The organism is Lactobacillus sp. B4015 (assembly GCF_026536055.1).
GTDB classification, from domain to species: Bacteria; Bacillota; Bacilli; order Lactobacillales; family Lactobacillaceae; genus Lactobacillus; species Lactobacillus panisapium.
In genome coordinates this window covers 12,140-32,344 of record NZ_JAFNOY010000007.1, presented here as the reverse complement: position 1 = coordinate 32,344, position 20,205 = coordinate 12,140, and the positions used below count along the sequence as shown (strand labels likewise).

The window sequence follows — 20,205 nt, the reverse complement described above, 5'->3', positions numbered from 1 at the left end:
AGAAAAAATGGTATCAAAAAAAGAAATATCAATGGCAGGGTTTGAAATTGTTGCATATGCGGGTGATGCTAAAACTGCTTTAATTAATGCTTTAGATGAAGCGAAAAATGGTAATTATGAAAAGGCAAAGGAGTTAATAAAAAGTGCTGATGTCTCTTTAAATGATGCCCATAATTCGCAAACAAAATTAATGAGTGCAGAAGCAAACGGTGAGGAAATGGAAACGACCTTTATTATGTCACATGGGCAAGACACCTTAATGACAACAATGCTTTTGCGTGACGAAATTAAATATTTTGTTGATTTGTATCAAAAATACAATGATATTAACAACCAGCTTGAGAGACAAAGAAATAAGGAATAGTAATAGTACTGATTCAGAAAGAAGTTTTATGATGAATGCTGTAATTAAGCAAATTGAAAAAGCACAACCTTTTTTTCAAAAAGTTGCTGCCAACAAATATTTACGTGCTGTTAGAGATGGTTTTATAGCATTAATGCCAATAATCATCTTTTCAAGTATTTTTTTATTAATTGCCAATGTTCCATTAATATGGCACTTTGCTTGGCCTACAAAGGTCGCAAATGCATTAAATATGTTTTATAACATGTCGATGGGAGTTTTAGCACTTATGGCTTCTTCTTCAGTTGCTAAGGCCTTGACCGATTCTTTTAACTTAAATTTGCCAAAAACCGGTCAAATTCCAACTGTTGGTGTCCAATTTACCGCGCAAGTTTCATTTATATTAGTCGCTGTTGACACGATGGTTGACAAACTGAATAATCTTTATTTTGCGGTGGCAATGATTGGGACTAAGGGACTCATATGTGCCTTTTTAGTAGCCTTTATTGTTCCTAATATTTATTACCAATGCTTTAAACATAATATTACGATCAAGCTACCTGATGCAGTACCTCAAAACATTGCTGGCGCCTTCAAAAATATTATTCCATTTGCAATAAGTACCTTCTTATTTTGGGGCTTTTCGTTAGCTTTTCGCGCTGCAACTGGAACGAACTTAGCGGCCTGGATTATTCAAATATTATCCCCGTTGTTTACTGCGGCAGATGGCTATTTGGGCTTAGCAATTGTTTATGGTGCAATGGCCTTTTTCTGGTTTATTGGAATTCAAGGCCCGTCAATTGTCGAACCAGCAGTTACTGCAATTTATTTAAGTAATGTTGAACTTAATTTATCAGCCTGGAAAGCAGGCAATATTGCCGGTGCTAACAGGATTTTAGCTCAAGGAACACAATATTTCGTTGCAACTCTTGGCGGTACAGGCGCGACATTAGTAATTACATTAATGTTTGCATTTTGGTCAAAGTCAAAAGAATTAAAGGCAGTTGGCCGTGCAGCTTCTGTTCCGGTATTATTTGGCGTTAATGAACCAATTTTATTTGGCGCACCGTTAATTTTAAATCCGGTCTTCTTTATCCCATTTATTTTGACGCCAATAGCTAATGTATGGCTATTTAAGATTTTTGTTGATCTATTTCATATGCCAGGTTTTATTTACAATTTGCCTTGGACAACACCAGGTACCCTTGGTCTGATTATGGGGACGGGATTTTCTGTTGGTTCAATTATTCTAGCAATTTTACTTTTAGTAGTTGATACAATTATGTATTATCCTTTTTTCAAAGCCTATGACACGCAAAAATGTGCAGAAGAGGCTAAGAGTGCAAGTAATTTGAACGTAAAGAATGAAGATAGTCATTCTGTTCAAAGTAGCAATGAGGATACCAGCTCCAAAGAAGATGCAAGTAAGATTCCTCTTTCTGCAACTAAAGATGGCAAGGCGCTAAACGTTTTAGTTTTATGTGCAGGTGGTGGAACGAGCGGTATTTTGGCTAAGGCCTTAAATAAATTAGCAACTGAAAACAAATTGCCGCTCTCTGTTGCCGCTGCTTCGTTTGGTGCACATCATGACCTGCTAGCAGGTATGGATATCGTTATTCTGGCACCACAAATGAATGCGATGAAAGATGAGCTACAAAAAGAATGTGACAAAAGTAATACCAAAATGTTAACGACTACTGGCAAACAGTACATTGACATGACACAACATGCTGACAAATGCTTAGATCTTATTATTGCCAATATTTCTGATTAAGGAGAATTGTTAAAATGAGTATATTAAAGAGAGTAAAAAGTTTACCCCAAAATTTCGTATGGGGTGGAGCTACTGCCGCTTATCAAGTGGAAGGAAGTACTAAAATTGATGGTAAAGGCAAAACAATGTGGGATGATTATCTTGAAAAACAGGGTAGGTTTTCACCAGATCCTGCTAGTGATTTTTACCACCGTTACCCGGAAGATATAGGTCTAGCCAAAAAGTATGGTTTAAATGCCATTCGTGTTTCAATTGCTTGGACCAGAATTTTTCCTCAGGGCTTTGGCAAAGTTAACCAAAAGGGTGTTGAGTATTACCATAATTTATTCAAAGAATGTTTAGACAATGGTATTGAACCGTACGTCAGCCTGCACCACTTCGATAGCCCTAAAACTTTGTTTGATGATGGCGATTGGCTAAATCGTAAGAATATTGACTACTTTGTTAAATATGCGGAATTTTGTTTTAAAGAATTTTCAGAAATTAAAAATTGGTTCACGATAAATGAACTGATTTCCCTAGCATATTCCCAATATATCACCGGTACTTTTCCTCCTAACCATCATTTTGACGTGTCAAGTGCAATTCAGGCTCAACATAATGAACTGCTAGCACATGCACGTGTTGTTAATCTATATAAAAGATTGGGTTTGCCTGGTCGAATAGGTTTAATTCATGTCCTGCAACCCGTTTACCCAATTTCCAATAATGAAAAGGATAAACACGCTGCTAAGTTAGAAGACGCATTTATAAACAAGTTTTTATTAGATGGAACATTTCTAGGCTATTATTCTGATGATACGATGCAGTCAATCAATGAAATTCTCCGCTTAAACAATGCGCACCTTAAGATTGAAGATGGCGATTTAGATATCTTGTCCGAGGCAGCAACACAAAATGATTTCTTTGGCCTTAATTATTATCAGAATCAATTTATTAAAGCTTATCAAGGTGAAAGTGAAAATCATTTTAATGGTACAGGCAATAAGGGGACGTCTTCTTTCAAATTTAAAGGTGTTGGTGAAACTGTTAAAAAAGAAGGTGTGCCGACAACTGATTGGGATTGGAATATTTATCCAGAAGGCTTGTATGATATTCTAAAAAGAGTCAGTCGTGATTACCCCAACTGTAAGACAATTTATATTACTGAAAATGGCTTAGGCTATAAAGACCATTTTAGCAGCGCAGATAACATTGTTGACGATGAACCAAGAATAGATTTTATTGATCAGCACGTTGCGGCACTTCTTAAAGCTCGCAAAGAAGGTGTAAATGTTCAAGGCTACTTTGTCTGGTCTTTACAGGATCAATTTTCTTGGGCCAATGGTTATAACAAACGTTACGGTCTCTTTTACGTGGACTTTAAAACACAGAAACGCTACATTAAAAAAAGTGCCTTATGGTTTAAGGCACTAGCTGAAACGATGAAGTAAAAGTAGATATTTTACTTTGACTATTTAAAAGATTAGCTCCAGAGTTTATACATAGATTAAAAAAACTCAAAGTAAAGCAAATAGAGTTTTTAGTGTATCTAGAGCAATCTTTTTTTGTTGCCATTTTTATCTACACTATTAATTTTTTGCGATTTTCGTACCTGAATCAATAAGTTGCCTTGAATAAAGGCGAGAATCAAGCTTGCAGTTAAAAAGTCGATGACATTGCCAGATGAAAAAGCTGCCAATAGGATAAAACAACTGGACGCAAGAAGCGAACTAACTAAGTAGGTTCGGGCATATTTAAAGCGCAACCACTTATAAACCCCGTATAAAATCGTGGCAAGATAAGGTCCCATAAACAAGATCATTCCAATGAAGCCAAGTGAATAAATTTGTGCCGAGAAATCACGCTCTAAATTAAAAATATTGTTTTCGCGCGTATACGAAATGCCGAAATATTTATCCAGCCGATTATTGTTAGTTTTGACCACCTGGTTAAGCATTGCCTTTTCAAGATAGCGGTTCTCCATGCGGACTTGCCCGGGTTGATTAATAATTTTTAACCAAAATTCAGGATCGTATTGATATGGGTAGCTGTGAAAAACAAATTTGGGATTTAAGGCATAAGCCTGGTAGTTTTGCTTAATAAAAGCACGTAAGAAGTCTTCCCGCTTTTCACCAGTAGGATATTTCTTCAGTCCAACTGCTAACTCCCGCTTTTCTGAACTCAAGTCGTGATCAGATTGCTTGGCTAAATAAATTTCGTAATTATAGCGCTGAATAGCTGGTCCAAAAGGTAGAATTACTAGTGAACCCAGCATAATTAAGCCGGCTACCAAAAACGGCCAGCCACCTTTTTGCACGTCTTTAATTACGTATTTATGGAAAATAAATAGTACTAAACTAATAAAGATGCCACCTAAAAGGCCAATTGCGGCAACTTTTGTCCCTATTTCAATCATTGCCAATGCTTGGATAACATTAAGACCAATAGTTAACCGGTTAAAGTTAGTGAATAAATAATAGACCATTAGCGGCACAAGCATGAATAAAACGGCCGAAATCATATTGGTAAAGTTGAAAAAACCCTTGGAAGCCATGTGCGAGTAACCAATATTCGGATTAAAAAACCAAGCAAAAATATTAACACTAATCGTTCCTGTTTCGTAAGATTTGAGTGAAATTACAAATAGGTTAGACACGACAATTGTTCCCGAAAACAATCCTGAGATGCCTTCAATTACCTGGCGCAACTGTTTTTCACCAAAATCAAGCTCGGTAGTTAAAAAGAGAACGATTAACGGTAAAACCATCCGAATTAAGTAAAAGAGTTCACCACTACTTGAGTAGCCGTAGTTAGTGGGATTAACACTCGTAAAATTGCGAACATGAATTAAGTGCAGCGCCGAATAGATGATTAATAAAACTAAATAAACTAGCAGCCATTTTTTTGTTGTCAACTTTTTCCAGGACTGTTTCTGGCTGAAAAAGAGACAAATCAGGACACCAACTACTAAAATGCGAATAATAGTTGGTAATGTAAATGGCAAAATAGTTGCTAGGGTACCATGATAAAACCAATATAAGTCTAAAAAAGGTTGGATTAAAATAAACCAAAATAAGATGGTTCTTGCTTTTTCTTTCACTTGTTTTCTCCATTAATGATTATTGATATTAGTTTAATTTTAGGCAAAAACCAAGCAAAAAAAAAGAGCGGTGAATTTTATTCACTGCTTTTTAAAAAATATCTTTTTACTTGGATTCTTTGTCAGCGTCATCAGTGGCTTTTTTGGCTTTGGCAATTTTTTCCACTTTTACATCACTTTTAGCCTTAGCTTGAATTTCTTTTATTTTACGTTTAGGTGCAGCTTTCAAGTTCTTGAAGTTAACAACAATTTTGTTATTTAAGTCGCTAACAGCTGTTTCATCAGCTTCATCAAAGTCAATGATTTTCAACAGGGCAGAATTTTCGTAAATTTTTTCTACTTTACCTAAAAACGGTTTAGTAAGTTCTTCTTCTGATTTTGCGCTAAGAATGTCATCTATTTTTATTTCAGTTTTCTTCATGGTTAGTATTTTACTTCCTCTCTTCCCCGTGTTTAATTATAATAGAAAAATATATTATTATAAAAGTAAACTATTTTCAAGTAAAGGAAGCCTGGATTTTGCAAAAATTAATTTTAATTGCTGGCCCCAGTGGTGCTGGTAAGACAACAATTTCTGAATATTTAACCAAAAAGTTCAACATTCCGCGGGTTTTGACCCATACTACTAGACCGATCCGTCAAGGAGAAAGTCCAGACACCTCTTACCATTTTGAAAATGATATCAGTTTTAGCAAGCTGCATTTCTTTGAGCATGTCAAATACGGTTCTTACCAGTATGGCTCAAGTAAGGAGGCATTGGAAGAGGCATGGGAAGAGCACCAGCTAGTGTCATTAATTGTTGATATCAAAGGTGCAGCCTCTTATCTAAAAGCAATTAATCACCAGGTATATTTCTTATATGTAACGACTAGTTCGAAAAAGGAACTAAAGGAACGGCTGTTAAAGAGAGGGGATGATCCTGCCAAGATTGCGGAGCGCTTGAGCGGTAGCGAATTAAATACTTTACCAGAAAAACTAAAGGCAGATGCACATATTATAGTGAATGATAATTGGAGTAAAACCGAGAAGAAGCTTGATGCTATCGTAAGTAGTTTGTTAAGCGTTTAAATATTACTACTGGTTGGACTGTGTTTTTAAAAAAAATCTTAACGTTTTGTAGCTCATTTGACATGAATGTGTAACATTTGGTGAGTACTATATAGATTGTCAGGTACAAATTAAGGGAAATCAAAAGATTGTGCTCGGCAAAGTAAAAAGAAATCTTGAGAAGGAGAAAGAGATTAGTTTTGGGACACAGACATAGTTTAATCAAGTTAGTTACATTTATATCACTATTTTTTACTGGCATTGCCACTGTAACTACAGTTACAGCAGCTACTACAACTGATGTTGATGCCAGTTCAGTATCCAAGAAGCGTGATGCTGTTGTTAAGCTAGCTAAAAAACAAGTAGGCAAAGGTTACGTTTATGGTGCAAATGGTCCGTCGGCTTTTGATTGCTCTGGCTTGGTTCAATATGTTTATAAAACAGCGGGTGGAACAGTTTTGCCACGTACTACTTTTTCACAAGTTACACTTGGTAAAAGAGTTTCAATGAAGAAATTGAAAAAGGGTGATCTTCTTTTCTGGGGATCAGCTACATCCCCATATCACGTTGGTATTTATGTTGGTGGTAATCAATATGTTCACGCCGCAACTCCCGATCAAGGTGTGTTAAAACAATCAATCAGTACTTACTTTTATCCTTCAGCCGCTAAGCGCGTGCTTGAATAATTATTCTCTACTTAAACTCAACCAATTTTCTTTTTACATATAAAGCAATAATTAATTAGTCCTATATAGAAACGCCGGTTCTGAAAGGGCTTTTTTTATTTTCTGGTATCACTTCTGTAACATTTTTGTAATATAGTACGAGTAGAATTAGAACTGTGATATAGAGATTATTAGATAAAAAATGTGTAAATACTATTGAAGATGTAACATGGGAGGAATTTGATTTTGAAGATTAAGAGTAATTTGGTAAAATTTACTGCTGCGGCTGCTTTAACCATTACTGGCTTAGGGGTTGCAAACGCTACTAATTCAAATTCCACGGCTCACCAAGTTGCAGCTGCAACTACTAAAGTTAAAATTAATTATGTTCCTGGCTATGGTATCAATGTTTGGGACAATTACAACAACCCTAGTTTTACAGGAAATAGGATTAAGCATGGCAAAGTTGTTGATGTTATCAGCTCGGCAATTGACACTAAGGGCAGAACGTGGTATGAGATTGGTGAAAATCAATGGATTCAGGCCCGTTACACGGTAGATGCAAATGATGACAATGTTGCTAAAAAAGCAAGCCAAGCAGGTATGGTCGGCAAAAATGTTACATCTTCTTCAAAACAAGCTGCTAAAGTTGTTAATTTGGCTAACGCAGAAGTCGGTAAGGCTTACGCATGGGGAGGTAATACACCTAACGGATTTGACTGCTCAGGATTAGCACAATATGTTTTCAGTAAGGCTACCGGTAAGGAAATCTCCCGCACTACTTATTCACAAATTAAACAAGGAAAGACTGTTTCCCTTAAGAACCTAAAACCAGGTGATTTATTGTTCTGGGGTTCTGCATCTTCTCCTTATCATGTAGGCATTTACGTGGGCGATAATCAATATGTTCATGCTGCAACTCCTGCACAAGGTGTTGTTAAAGACAGTATTAGTTCATATTTTTATCCTTCAGTTGCCAAGCGTGTTCTCAACTAGTTGTAGAAAATATTAAATAACTAAAGCAAAAGCACTTAGAAATTTATCTAGGTGTTTTTTTATTCCTATTTTAATGGATGTAACTTGATAAATAAATTTAAGCGTCTAAAATAAAGTGGAGTACTAATTAATGACCACATCTAGCTACCAAAAGGAGATTGAATTTGATGAAGCGTAATTTTTTGAAAATGGGTCTTGCGGCAGCTCTCACATTAACGGGCGTTGCTGTGATGGCACCACAAAAAACGGTAGATGCGGCAACACTAAAAGCTCCGGTCAAACGTGTTCAAATAAACTATTTGCCAGGTAAAGAGGTAAAAATTTGGACAAATTATCAAGGCGGCCAGCTGATTAATTTCCGTGCTAAAAATAAGAGCAAGTGGAATGTTGCTGAAACTGCAGTCGATAAAAAGGGTAAACTTTGGTATAAAATTGGCGACAACGAATGGATCGAGGCGCGCTATACCGAGGATGTGGATGATGAAGAATCAGCTAATCAGGCTGCAACCGAGCAGATAGCCGCAAAGCCAAAGAAAAAGGCCAAGAAAGCTAAAAAGCAAAAGAAGCAACCAATGAATCAGGCTCAGGCCGCAAAACCAAAACCGAATAAGCAGGAAACGCCTAAGCCAGTTAGTGCCACAAGTAATAACAAGACACCAAAACCGGCTCCAAGCAAGTTGCCAACTGCAACAGTCCCAGCCGCAACAGGTAGTGCAGCTCAACGTGCGCAAGCCGTTGTTAATTTGGCTAAGTCGCAATTGGGCAAAGGTTATGCCTGGGGTGGTAATGGCCCTGATAATTATGATTGCTCGGGCCTGGTCCAGTCAATTTATAACAAGGTTGCAGGTGTTCAATTACCACGTGTGACAACTGATCAAGTTAAGGTTGGAACGACCGTTGCCATGGATCAGTTACAGCCAGGTGACTTATTATACTGGGGTTCAGTTGATGCACCGTATCATGTTGGTATTTATATTGGCAATAATCAATATATCCACGCCTCAACACCAGATACGGGAGTAGTGTTACAAACGCTTAGTTCTTACTTTTATCCGTGCATTGCTAAGCGTGTAATTCAATAATAAATAAAAAAGACTGACGATAATGGGCAGTCTATTTTTAACTAGTTAAATATAAAAACAAAAAGACTTTATTTCTTAATTATGACTGTTTGCAGTAATTGAGAATAAAGCCTTTTTTAGTTAGATTATATAATTTTGAAACTGTTGCTGTTTTTCTGGTGCTAGTCTGGCGGTAATATAAACACCGTCTGCGCGATAATTCTCGGCAATAATTTGAGCACTTTCGTGCAAGTCGGCCAGCGGCTTGCCAGCCGATAACGGCAAGAGCAAGTTAACTTGTTGGTAATTGGCAAAAACTCGTTTAGTAATTAAATTGGCCAGCAATTTAATTGATTCTGGATTAGTAGCTGAATATAAAATTCCGCTACCTTCAATTTGCGGATAATGACGTTCAGACTTATCTGCTTTATTGTAAGCCGTAATCATCGGGGTATTTTTAACGCCAATCTCAGTTAGAACATTTTGCGTAGTACGAATCATTTGAATCATATTTGGATCTGACGCATCAACTACGTTAATTAGCAGATCGGCATCCTTAACTTCTTGTAAAGTAGCCTTAAATGATTCAATCAGATTATGAGGCAATTTAGAAATAAAACCAACTGTATCGGATAGGATAAAGCTAAAATTATTGTTTAGCTCAATCCGTCTGACATTGGTGTCCAAAGTTGCAAAAAGCATGTCCTTAACAAAAACCTGCTTTTCGCCGTTTTCCTTGGTATATTCTGCTAGTAAGCCGTTCATTGTCGTTGATTTACCGGCATTAGTATAGCCAACTAGGGCAACCTTGGGAATATGGTTTTGATTACGTCTTTTGGCCTTAATTTCTTCTTGTCCCGCAATTTCCTTCAGCTCTTTTTTAATGACGGCAATTTGCTTCCCAATTGTCCGCCGGTTTAATTCTAGTTTTGATTCACCGGCACCACGGTTAGCAAAGCCACCGCCGCGTTGCTGGTCAAGGTTATTTTCTGACGGATGCAGACGCGGCAATTCGTATTCTAGCCTTGCAAGCTGAACTTGCAATTTAGCTTGTTTGGTTCGCGCCCGATTTGAAAAGATCTCCAAGATTAATTCTGTCCGATCAATAATCCGCAACTTAGTCATTTTTTCTAAATTACGTATTTGGACGGGGGTTAATTCATCATTTAAAATAAGAACTTTCGCCCTTAAGCCACGGGCCATATCCTTAATTTCGTTTATTTTACCGAGACCAAAGTAGGTGCCAGCAACAACGTGTTCCAGGTTTTGCCGTGATTGGCCGACTACTTCCATATTGGCTGCTTCCGCTAAGTTAGCCAGTTCAGCCAGATAGTAATCAAAATTAGGGTCATTTAAGTTAACGCCAGCAATATAAGCTTTGGTTTTATGAGGTGTGTTATCGATCATGTAGTCCTCTTTTTATGTTTAAATCTTTTAGTGACATTTTATCTAGCGATTCTGCTTGTAATAATCCTCATGATCACGATCTCCTTTATGTAAATTAGGTTAGCTTAATTGTAATACAAAAGTGCAACTTTACCAAAAAGGCGGTTATCAACAAGTATAAATATAATAGTGAAAAATCATATCGATTAGATGTGATTTTTTATTTTGACGAAATTTAATCTAAATATGGTTTGAGAAAAAAGCACTTAACTTATCATCAACTTCTGCTAGTGCATTAGTTGCACTGAATTTTACTGGCATCAGAGACTTATCACGGAAAAGTGGTAATGATTAAATTAACGGTGAAATGACCTAAAGAATGGAGGTGAATTAATGGAACTTTTAAGCTCAGATTTAGTTTTTGCACATCTTAAAGTAAATAATGCTACTGAGGCTCTTCATTTTCTGGCCGGTCAGCTAAAGAAACAAGGAAAAGTTAAGGCTGATTTCGAGCAAGCGGTTCTTAAGCGCGAACAGATTCATCCAACTGGTCTGCCTAGTGGCAAGATTGCAGTTGCGATTCCCCATACTGATGTTCAGTATGTTAAAGAGGCGGCAATTACGTTTGCGACGCTGGCAAGTCCGGTAGCCTTTCATAATATGGCGGTTACTGCCGAAACGGTCAATGTTCAGATTATTGTTATGCTGGCGCTAAAAAATCCACATAGTCAGGTTAAAATACTGCAAAAATTAATGGCATTGTTTCAAGACCAAGAACTTTTGCAAGGGTTAGAGAAAATGACGGATCAGCAGAAACTATACGAAGCTGTATCTGAATATATTAAGTAAAAAGATTGGGAGGAATTATTTATGAAACCGGTAATTGATTTCATTATGTATATTGTTGGTTTGGGACCTACCGTCCTAATTCCAATAATTATGTTAATCTTTGGACTTTGCGTGCGAGTGCCTTTCACTAAAGCGTTACGTGGTGGTCTGATGGTCGGCATTGGCTTTATCGGTCTAAACGCTACCGTTTCAATTTTGACCGATGTAATGAATCCTGCGATTAAAAACATGATCCAGGTAATGCATTTGAACTTGCAGGTAATTGATGTCGGTTGGCCATCAGCATCAGCGATTGCATACGGCACCGCGGTTGGTGTTAGTATGATTCCCTTGGGAATTGCCATTAACATTCTGATGTTGGTGACGAAAACTACGTCAACCATTGATGTGGATATCTGGGATTTTTGGCATTTTGCCTTTAGTGGGTCTTTAGTTTATGCCTTAACCAAAGATATTGTACTTAGTTTGTTTTTAGCCAGTGTTAATATGATTGTAATCATGGTGACTGCTGACAGAACTGCACCGTTATCGGAAAAATACTTGGGTTTACCGGGAATTTCCATTCCCCACGGCTATGCTGGTTCGTTCGTGCCAATTGCAGTTGTTTTTAACTGGTTAATCGATAAGATTCCGGGTATTAATAAAATCCATATGGATGCCAAGGATTTCAATAAGAAATTTGGCTCATGGGGTGAACCTACATTGCTTGGCTTTGCCATCGGAATTATCATTGGCATTCTTGCTTATGGCTTTATTCCAGGAATGTCAATTGCAACTAAGTTGGGCAAAATTATGTTAATGGGCGTTACTTTGTCAGCGGTAATGATTATTACACCAAAGATGGCTGCTTTGCTTTTGCAAGGAGTTGTTCCCGTATCTGATGCAATTCAGTCGTTTACCCAGAAAAAATTTGCCGGTAAAAGAAAAATTTACATTGGGATGGATACTGCGGTCGGAATTGGTAGTCCAGTCGTCTTGGCCTGTGCCACTTTAATGATTCCAGTAGCATTGTTGTTTGCCTTTATTTTGCCGGGCAACCAGTTTTTACCAACAATTGGACTAGTCGGCTTTGTCTTCATGTTTCCATTGATAGTTTCAATCACCCACGGAGATTTCTTTAGATCATTTATTATCGGGGCCATTAATGTCATTATTGGTCTTTGGATAGGGACTAATTTGGCGCCATTAATAACCAAGTGTGCCCGTGCAGCCCATTTTGCCATTCCAAAAGGTTCATCCCTCATTTCAAGTATTGATTACGGTTCTAACCCATATCCTTGGCTAATTGTTCAAATCGCACCTTATAAAATTGCGGCATATGCAATTGGGATTGTGCTAATTGTTGGCTTATGCTGGTGGAATCGTAAGAAAATTACTGCGGAAGAAAAAGTAGCAGCTGCTGCTAACCAGGACAAGAAATAGTTTTAATTATAAATAGTGATAAAGGAGAAAACAGATGAAAAAGATTTTAGTTGCATGCGGAGCTGGCGTTGTTACTAGCACATCAGCAATGAATAAGCTGCAAGAAGAACTAGCTAACAGGGGAATATCACCAGATGAATATACTTTAGGGCAATCTTCTGTAGCTCAGATTGAATCATTAGCTGGGGACTACGATTTAGTTATTACGACAACGCAATATGATAATGATGCGGTTAAAATTCCCGTCATTAATGGTCTGCCGCTTTTAACTAACATTGGGATTGATCAAGTTATTGACGAAGTAATCGATAAGTTAGATTTATAATTCACGACTGTTAAATTCTTATACTATTGCATTTAAAGGGTGATTAATGTGACGGCAAGCAATTTTGCCAGTTTAACAAGAGCTCGGGAGTTATTAAACTATTTGGCAAAAGCACCTGGGTTTGTTAGTTTGAAAGAAATCTTAACCACTTTTAGAATTTCACGACGGACGGCTTTTAACTGGTTAAAAACAATTAATCAGCAGCTTCAAGCACAAAAATTAGATCAAATAATTAATATTCCACGCTACGGCTATAAACTAACTGATCGGACTAAGAAAAGTCTTACGCAAAAAAAAGCTAAATTGCCGTCGCTGCAGATGAACCATGAAACTATCTTAAATGCGCGTGAGAGGCAAACTAAGATAATTTTATTATTGCTGGATCAAAAGCATTATCTGTCAATTAATCAATTAGCTGAGATGTTTCATTGCTCCCGCAATACCATTATTAAGGACTTTAAGGCTCTCAAACGACACTTTCCGGCACTAAAAATCGGCAGTTCGCGTTTAGGACACCGCATTATTAGTGATGAAAACTCAATTCGGATAACGGTTTATGAATTATTATTGCGACAAGACAAACTCGTTTATGCTTTTATCAATCGCTTAAATTATTCATTCTCTATAGCTAAGGAATTGGTTATCAAGACGCAGCAACAATTGCACATAAATTTTTCTGAAAATTCTATTCAGCAACTAACTTACCTTTTGTTGTTTACTAAGTGGCGAATTACACACAATCAAATTATTGCTCAGAGTGAAAACTGGCAGTGGATAGCTCAAAATACTAAAGATGTGTTGCCTACCTGTACCAAACTACTCGTTAAACTGGGCGGCAATGAGAAGCTAAAAGGTGAAATTGTTTTTCTCAGTAAAATTTTCTTGTGTTCCCAAGCAACCGAAGTTGATTGTATTAGTAAAAATTTGTACCACGATATTAGTAATATTGCTCAGGAAATAATATTTCGCTATGAACAATTAACCGAACAGCAAATTTCGTACCGCGTGTTTACTAAGACCTTGTGTAATCATCTTTATGCAACCTTTTTCCGGGTAAAATTTGGTATCCCATTTTCTTCCAGTGAGGTTGATGAAATTAAGTGGCAATATCCCGTATTAATCAAATTTACGGCGATTGCATGTGCTCCATTAGAACATTATCTGCAGAAAAAATTGCCTAGTGAAGAAGTAGCATTAATTTGTCTTTATTTTGGTTCAGTCAATAATCGGGAATATCAGGAGTTTACGGAAAGTGATAAGTTAAAGCGTGCGCTATTGGCTGAAGTTTTAGTGGTTTGCTCAAGTGGGATTGGAACTTCAGCGATGCTATACCATGAGCTTAGTAAAACTTATCCGCTGATTAAATTTTCTTTACCACTTGAAATTCGCGATTTGGCTAAAATTTTTCAACATAATTACCAGGCCAAACTGATTATTAGTACTACGACTTTGCCTAAAGGCAAGTATCCCATTCCGGACGTGAAGGTTAAAGCCGTTATAACTAAGCATGACCAGACAATTATTGATAGTTTTTTGCGTGAGGAAGTTCCGCGTAAACTCGAGCATAATACCAGTGCAGTAAACAGCCTGGTTTCCATTATTAATGAATATGCAGATGTAAAAGATGAAAAGGGCTTACGGCTTAGCTTAGATAGATTTATTTTTCCAGGTTTACAAAAAAATAATAAAGCAGACTTGCCTACGTTAAGCGGTCTTTTACCTGCTAAGCACATTAGAGTTTTGCGGAAGAAAGATCAACTCAAATGGCAGACGGTTTTAAAATTGGGGTGTAATTTACTTGAACAAGACGAAATCATCGACCAATTTTATTTTGAAAAAATTGTTCAATTGATTAATCATTACGGTCCGTATATGCTGATTGCTAATAACATTTTTTTAGCCCACGCAGCCCCCAGTAATAGTAATAAGAAAGTTGGCTTGTCATTAATCTTACTTGATCAGCCATTAGAAATTCGTTCACGCGGGGAATCTGCTTGGGTAACATGCATGTTTGTCCTTTCACCGGGAAAAGAAAAAGAGCACGAAAAAGCACTTGAACAACTTGTAGACATTGTAAGAAGTCAGGAAAACATTAATCGTCTATTGAAGGCTAAATCACCGCAGGAAGTGCGCCAATTCTTATTATCGTTTTACTAAATAATTAAAAAGCGTTCATTGCTAAATGAGCGCTTTTTAACTGGCAAATTTAGCATTACTCCCAGTTATTCTTAACCTAATCGGTAAGTTTTTACCAGTCGTCAACTCTTTGGGTCAAAAACTGCAACCTAATACCGGCTAAGTGTGAATTAGCTAAATTTATTTACCATTTTTTGGACAAAATGTAAAATAATAATGGTCTGAATTACCTACAGCCTCAAGGCTTTTACAGCTACTTATAAAAGTAAGCGGTCACATCATATAATGTGGCCGTACTTTTTCTTGGCACCTAAGAAAAAAAGTGTATAATTTAAATCATTAAGGTACCTAACTAAATTTGAAAATTGAGAGGATTGGTAAGAATGACACAAACTTTGAGTTACCAAACTAACCAAAAGGTGCAAAAAAATAGATGGTGGATATTGGTGGCAGTTGGGTTATTTACCTTTATGTCAACGTTAGACGGAACAATTGTTAATATCGCATTACCGGTAATTAGTAATGACCTGCATATTCCAATGAGCCAGTCGGAATGGGTTGTTTCCTTATACCTGATAGTAGTCTGCAGTTTTATTCTGTTCTTTGGCAAACTGAGTGATCTTCACGGAAAAATCAAAATTTTCCGGTTGGGAGCAATTTTCTTTATTGCTGGTTCACTGTTATCAGGTTTAAGGGTTAATCTGGTCTTTTTGCTGGCTGCACGGGCATTGCAAGCGTTTGGTGCTGCAATGACGATGGCAACTAATAATGGGATTATCACCGAAATTTTCCCATCAACTGAACGCGGGAAGGCACTAGGAACTATTGGCTCATTTGTGGCCTTGGGTTCAATTGCCGGACCTGGCCTTGGCGGATTAATTTTAAGCCATCTTTCATGGTCATATATTTTCTGGCTAAATGTTCCAGTCGGTATTATTGCTGCTATTATTGGTGCAATTTACCTACCAAAAGACATTACCTTTACTAATGCACCGCTTGATAAGACTGGTTCATTCAGCTTTGCCTTGGGGATGGTTACCTTGTTTGGTGGCGTATTCTTAGGTCAGCAACTTGGCTTTACCGCAATGCCTGTTTTAGTCATGTTAATCGTTGGTATAGCTAGTTTTGTCTGGTTTGTTTATGTTGAAAATCATACAACTAATCCGTTGTTGCAATTCAACCTGTTCAAAAATCCTGATTTTTCAGTCAGCTTGTTGTGTGCATTATTAATCTTTATCACGAATTTCTTCTTTAATGTTGTTACACCATTTTATCTTGAAAATGCCCTTCATTTGGCACCGAGCCAAGCAGGCGTGATTTTGATGATTTTACCAGTAGTTCAACTTTTTGCCGCTCCAGTTGCCGGTACGCTCTCTGACAAGATTGGGCCAAAATTAATTACTTTCATTGGGTTAGTACTACTCCTAATCAGTCAGATCGGTTATAGTCTGTGCAATCTACACTCATCCATTTGGCTCTTCATTGTGAGCATCGCTATTATGGGTCTTGGTAGTGGTATCTTTAGTTCACCGAACAATTCTTTGGTAATGAGCTCTGTTGAACAAAAAGACCTCGGTGTTGCCGGCAGTATTAACTCCCTTTCACGTAATTTGGGAATGGTAATTGGTATTTCAAGTGCAACGACGATTTTGTTTGCTGCAATGAGTCATGCTAAGGGTGTACGGGTTACCGCATATTTGCCTAAACAACCAGAAATTTTCATTTATGGCATGCATGTTGTCTTCATGATCTCAATGATTATTTGCCTCATAACTGTTATTTTAAGTGGTTGGCGCTTTTTTAAAAAAGACGCAAAAAAGTAATTGCTTTTTTTATTAAAAATATGCTAAAGAAAAAATGTTGGTGCAGAAGTGCAGCAACATTTTTGGCGTTGGATTTAAAAATTAATGCCTGAAGTAGCTAGTATTCGCCTAGTTAACAAAATGGAAAATATCTAACAAAAAATAAGATAAACAATAATTTTTTCATAATTATTTCTTCTAAGCACTATTTTAGGTATATGATGGTATATAGGTAAAAATAAACCAAGCGAGATTGAGGAGGTTTGGTAGATGAGCCATAGAATTGTAACTTATCCAGCTATTTTTAAGCCCTTAGGAAATGATGTTTATGTAATTAATTTTCCTGATGTTAAAGGTGGAATTACTGAAGGCGAAGGTTTGCGCGAGTCAATGAAAATGGCTGCCGATACCTTAGCTAGCAGGTTGTATAATAAAGCTGAATTACCAAAATGCAGTAAAGAAAGCGAGATTCATCTTCCTGATGATGGTTCTTTTATTGCTCCAGTTTCAGCTGATTTGACTGAGGCCTCACATGATCGAATTAATTATGAGATTTAGCTAAAAAAAGCACCCCAAATTTTGGGGTGCCCTTTTTATTAACTTGTTCCAAAAACTAATTATAATTCTCGGGAACAAACATATTATAGTATATTAAAGTGATTTTTGCTAATAATTTAGGCTATTTTCTTTAAAAAATAGGTTGTAAAAAATGGTGTCAAGTCAACGATTAGCGGTTATTTTCTTTTTTCTTCCATTATTAAGTAATTTTATAGTATAATCTTCTATCAATTAAATTTTCTTAATATTTGTTTTCGCTAGAAAATTGTTGGCTTTCGTGACTGAATTGACATAAGTGCCATTTACGTGCTATTTTCTATGAGGGAGAAAGTTTGGAGTAAGCTATGCAAACAATAGAAAGTTCTATTCTGCGTGCTGCTATTGATGAAAAGGATGCACAATTAGTTAATTTTGTATCACAACACGATCAAATTGATTATTTCAAAGATGGCGACTCACAGAAGAAGTTAGGGATTGCCTTTATAGGTGATGACCAAAGTGAAAATTGGGCTGAGCTCTTGCCTTGGACTGTTGTCGATAAGGGAGATGCACGGGTTAGTTTAGCTTTGATTGATGATAGTGCGAGCTATAAAAGGTTTCCGTATCATTTTGAAGCAATCTTGTCTTACATACTTGAAGGCAATCGCGTCGTAATTAAATACTATTTAAAAAATAATTCACATAAGGAGATGCCATTTTCTGTCTTATTTACTTTGCCAATCAGCAATGGTTGGACAGAAAGTGAAAATGTGAACGAAATTGAGTTAAGCAAAAAGGATGTAACAATTAAGCTTGCATCTACTAATTTTGACTTAGCAATTAGAAATAAGCAGATCGTTGCCATGCTTGATAAAGCTAGGCTTGACGGTGATAGTGACGTGGAGTTAACACTAACTCTTACATTAAGTTAAATAAATTAATGATTTTAATAAGATATTATAGACAAACCGCTGTCGGTTTGTTTTTTTTGCTATAATGTACTCATTGTATGTAAAAATTGGGTAAATAAAAGAAAATATGGATCACAACGATAACCACCCGGCAAAGACGCGGGTTGAAGTGAATAAACGAAATTACAAAAAAAGACGGCATATTTTAGAGTTTTTCATCGGTCTGACTTTAATTGCTGCTGTTTGCTACTCATCTTATGTTTATCTTCGAACAAAGAACGCAGTTGATAATACCTATGACAGCAATAATCACGTTCAAATTAAAAAAGGCGAATTTGATGGTAAAAAGAAGTTCGCTGTCTTACTGATGGGGACTGATACAGGCGCGCTTGATCGTAAGGAAAAAATCGGCAATACAGATACAATTATTATCGCAGTTATTAATCCGCAAAAAAAGCGGTACACATTAATGTCTGTTCCGCGTGATACAATGACGCAAATGGCTGGTGCAGAGCAGTTTGAGATTGAAAAAATCAATGCTGCTTATCCAATTGGTGGTGCCAAAATGGCTATGAATAGTGTTTCGGAATTAGTTAATGTTCCCATTAAATACTATGCACTGGTTAATATGAAGGGGATTATGCGCCTAATTCGCTATGTTGGCGGGATTAATGTTCGGCCAACACTCAGCTTTGAGTATGGTGGCTACATTTTTAAGAAAGGCCAGTTAACTCATATGGGCGGAGGCGGCGCCTTAGCCTATTCAAGAATGCGTTATGATGACCCCGAAGGTGATTATGGCCGACAAAAGCGGCAGCGTCAAGTTATCACGACTTTAATTAATAAGGCAGTTTCCTTAAATACGTTGACGCAATTGGACTCTGTTTTAACGTCTATTTCGGGTAATGTAAAAACGAACTTGCCTTTTGATGCTTTAAAGCAAATTGCCTTTAATTACCGCGGCTCGACTAAGAATGTCAAAAATGACTATTTACACGGTCATAATGCTACAATTGATGGTGCCTCTTACCAGGTGCAATCGACTGCTGAATTGCAACGCGTTTCGAATTATTTACGCGCCGAATTAGGGCTTAAGCCGATGACGGTCAATAACAATGAAACTTATCAAAATAAACGCAACAAACGTCATGGTTTTGATTTTACCAATCCTGCAACGCAAGATTATAATATCTACAAAGATTATTTGAATCAGGATCAACAGGAAGAAGGTGAAAACTAATGCCACGATTGTGGGCCACTCTAATTGGGTATGCTTTTGGCTGCTTGCTATTCGCTGTCTTAGTATGTCGGTTGGGCTTGCATCAGGATCCCACCAAAGTTGGTTCGGGTAACCCGGGAACTGCAAATGTTGGTGCTGTTTTTGGTAAAAAATGGGGTATAATTACCTGCATTGGCGATATTGCCAAAACCGTTATTTGTTTGCTACTTGTACAATATTTTTTAGCAGAAAGAATTGCACTCGTCTATGCAGGTCTTGGATTAGTTTTAGGTCATTGTTTTCCATTTTGGGATCATTTTCAAGGCGGTAAAGGTGTGACTGTAACTGTTTGGTTTGCAGCAATCTATGATGTTCGGGCTGCAGCTGTAACTCTACTGATTGCGCTAATACTAATGATTGTTTTAAAAAACCTGACGCTTCCGCCGCTAGTTTTTATCTTATTGTTCAGCCTTTATGAATTAACTCAAGTTAAGGAAGCCTGCATCGTATTATTATTCATTACACTAATCATGACCTTTAAGTTTAGGCATGATCTAGTTGACTTTTTTACGGGTAAGGGTAAAAAAGTTGATGTTTTATACTCAATTAAGAAAAAATTGGGGATAAAAGTGCAATAATTGATTGCATCA

General features: G+C 37.0%; 19 protein-coding genes. 16 read left to right on the top strand and 3 right to left on the bottom strand.

All coding sequences use genetic code 11. The features are described from left to right. The first annotated feature begins 7 nt into the window (after positions 1 to 7). Genes J3U71_RS08065 through lacG form a run of 3 tightly spaced genes read left to right on the top strand, consistent with a single transcriptional unit; the run spans position 8 to position 3,550 of the window. Positions 8 to 364, top strand: coding sequence for a PTS lactose/cellobiose transporter subunit IIA (locus J3U71_RS08065; protein WP_220268536.1), 357 nt, complete (start codon positions 8 to 10; stop codon positions 362 to 364). A 31-nt stretch (positions 365 to 395) separates the two neighbouring features. Then, positions 396 to 2,117 (top strand): PTS lactose transporter subunit IIBC, encoded by a 1,722-nt coding sequence (locus J3U71_RS08060; protein WP_220269718.1) that lies wholly within the window; start codon positions 396 to 398, stop codon positions 2,115 to 2,117. A gap of 14 nt (positions 2,118 to 2,131) precedes the next feature. Continuing rightward, on the top strand, positions 2,132 to 3,550 hold the full coding sequence (lacG, locus tag J3U71_RS08055; protein ID WP_267393806.1) for a 6-phospho-beta-galactosidase: 1,419 nt from the start codon (positions 2,132 to 2,134) through the stop codon (positions 3,548 to 3,550). Positions 3,551 to 3,648: 98 nt separating this feature from the next. On the opposite strand, the gene J3U71_RS08050 is transcribed toward lacG, so the two are convergent. Further along, complete coding sequence (locus tag J3U71_RS08050) at positions 3,649 to 5,199, bottom strand: O-antigen ligase family protein (protein WP_267393808.1); 1,551 nt, start codon at positions 5,197 to 5,199, stop codon at positions 3,649 to 3,651. A 106-nt stretch (positions 5,200 to 5,305) separates the two neighbouring features. After that, positions 5,306 to 5,620, bottom strand: coding sequence for a DUF2187 domain-containing protein (locus J3U71_RS08045; RefSeq protein ID WP_220268533.1), 315 nt, complete (start codon positions 5,618 to 5,620; stop codon positions 5,306 to 5,308). A gap of 98 nt (positions 5,621 to 5,718) precedes the next feature. Here J3U71_RS08045 and J3U71_RS08040 point away from each other — a divergent pair, with 98 nt between their 5' ends. The 4 genes from J3U71_RS08040 (at position 5,719) to J3U71_RS08025 (ending at position 8,989) form a co-directional block, all read left to right on the top strand. Further along, positions 5,719 to 6,267: a guanylate kinase gene (locus J3U71_RS08040; RefSeq protein WP_220268532.1), complete on the top strand. Its 549-nt coding sequence runs from the start codon at positions 5,719 to 5,721 to the stop codon at positions 6,265 to 6,267. A 179-nt stretch (positions 6,268 to 6,446) separates the two neighbouring features. Then, entirely contained in the window at positions 6,447 to 6,932 is a 486-nt protein-coding gene (locus J3U71_RS08035) for a C40 family peptidase (RefSeq protein ID WP_220268531.1), read from the top strand. A 225-nt stretch (positions 6,933 to 7,157) separates the two neighbouring features. Next, complete coding sequence (locus J3U71_RS08030) at positions 7,158 to 7,907, top strand: C40 family peptidase (protein ID WP_220268530.1); 750 nt, start codon at positions 7,158 to 7,160, stop codon at positions 7,905 to 7,907. Positions 7,908 to 8,074: 167 nt separating this feature from the next. Then, positions 8,075 to 8,989 carry a C40 family peptidase gene (locus J3U71_RS08025; protein WP_267393812.1) on the top strand — a complete coding sequence of 305 codons (915 nt, stop codon included), beginning with the start codon at positions 8,075 to 8,077 and terminating at the stop codon, positions 8,987 to 8,989. Between the two features lie 120 nt (positions 8,990 to 9,109). Here J3U71_RS08025 and hflX read toward each other — a convergent pair whose 3' ends face one another. Beyond that, positions 9,110 to 10,375, bottom strand: coding sequence for a GTPase HflX (gene hflX, locus J3U71_RS08020; protein WP_267393814.1), 1,266 nt, complete (start codon positions 10,373 to 10,375; stop codon positions 9,110 to 9,112). A gap of 372 nt (positions 10,376 to 10,747) precedes the next feature. Between hflX and J3U71_RS08015 the strand changes: the two genes are divergently transcribed. From J3U71_RS08015 to J3U71_RS07975, 9 genes are all read left to right on the top strand, one after another. Next, the gene (locus J3U71_RS08015) at positions 10,748 to 11,203 is read left to right on the top strand and encodes a PTS sugar transporter subunit IIA (RefSeq protein ID WP_220268528.1); all 456 of its coding nucleotides are present in this window, start codon (positions 10,748 to 10,750) and stop codon (positions 11,201 to 11,203) included. A 21-nt stretch (positions 11,204 to 11,224) separates the two neighbouring features. After that, on the top strand, positions 11,225 to 12,625 hold the full coding sequence (locus J3U71_RS08010; RefSeq protein WP_220268527.1) for a PTS galactitol transporter subunit IIC: 1,401 nt from the start codon (positions 11,225 to 11,227) through the stop codon (positions 12,623 to 12,625). Between the two features lie 34 nt (positions 12,626 to 12,659). Further along, on the top strand, positions 12,660 to 12,950 hold the full coding sequence (locus J3U71_RS08005) for a PTS sugar transporter subunit IIB (protein ID WP_220268526.1): 291 nt from the start codon (positions 12,660 to 12,662) through the stop codon (positions 12,948 to 12,950). A 48-nt stretch (positions 12,951 to 12,998) separates the two neighbouring features. Further along, entirely contained in the window at positions 12,999 to 15,107 is a 2,109-nt protein-coding gene (locus J3U71_RS08000; RefSeq protein WP_267393817.1) for a BglG family transcription antiterminator, read from the top strand. Between the two features lie 362 nt (positions 15,108 to 15,469). Beyond that, on the top strand, positions 15,470 to 16,909 hold the full coding sequence (locus J3U71_RS07995) for an MFS transporter (protein ID WP_267393820.1): 1,440 nt from the start codon (positions 15,470 to 15,472) through the stop codon (positions 16,907 to 16,909). A 249-nt stretch (positions 16,910 to 17,158) separates the two neighbouring features. Further along, the gene (locus tag J3U71_RS07990) at positions 17,159 to 17,446 is read left to right on the top strand and encodes a type II toxin-antitoxin system HicB family antitoxin (protein ID WP_220268523.1); all 288 of its coding nucleotides are present in this window, start codon (positions 17,159 to 17,161) and stop codon (positions 17,444 to 17,446) included. Between the two features lie 344 nt (positions 17,447 to 17,790). Next, a complete protein-coding gene (locus J3U71_RS07985; protein ID WP_267393822.1) occupies positions 17,791 to 18,357 on the top strand; it encodes an aldose epimerase in 567 nt (188 codons plus the stop codon). Positions 18,358 to 18,463: 106 nt separating this feature from the next. Further along, positions 18,464 to 19,576: an LCP family protein gene (locus J3U71_RS07980; protein WP_267393824.1), complete on the top strand. Its 1,113-nt coding sequence runs from the start codon at positions 18,464 to 18,466 to the stop codon at positions 19,574 to 19,576. Then, complete coding sequence (locus J3U71_RS07975) at positions 19,576 to 20,193, top strand: glycerol-3-phosphate acyltransferase (protein ID WP_267393826.1); 618 nt, start codon at positions 19,576 to 19,578, stop codon at positions 20,191 to 20,193. Before J3U71_RS07980 ends, J3U71_RS07975 begins: the two co-directional genes overlap by 1 nt. Positions 20,194 to 20,205 lie beyond the last annotated feature (12 nt).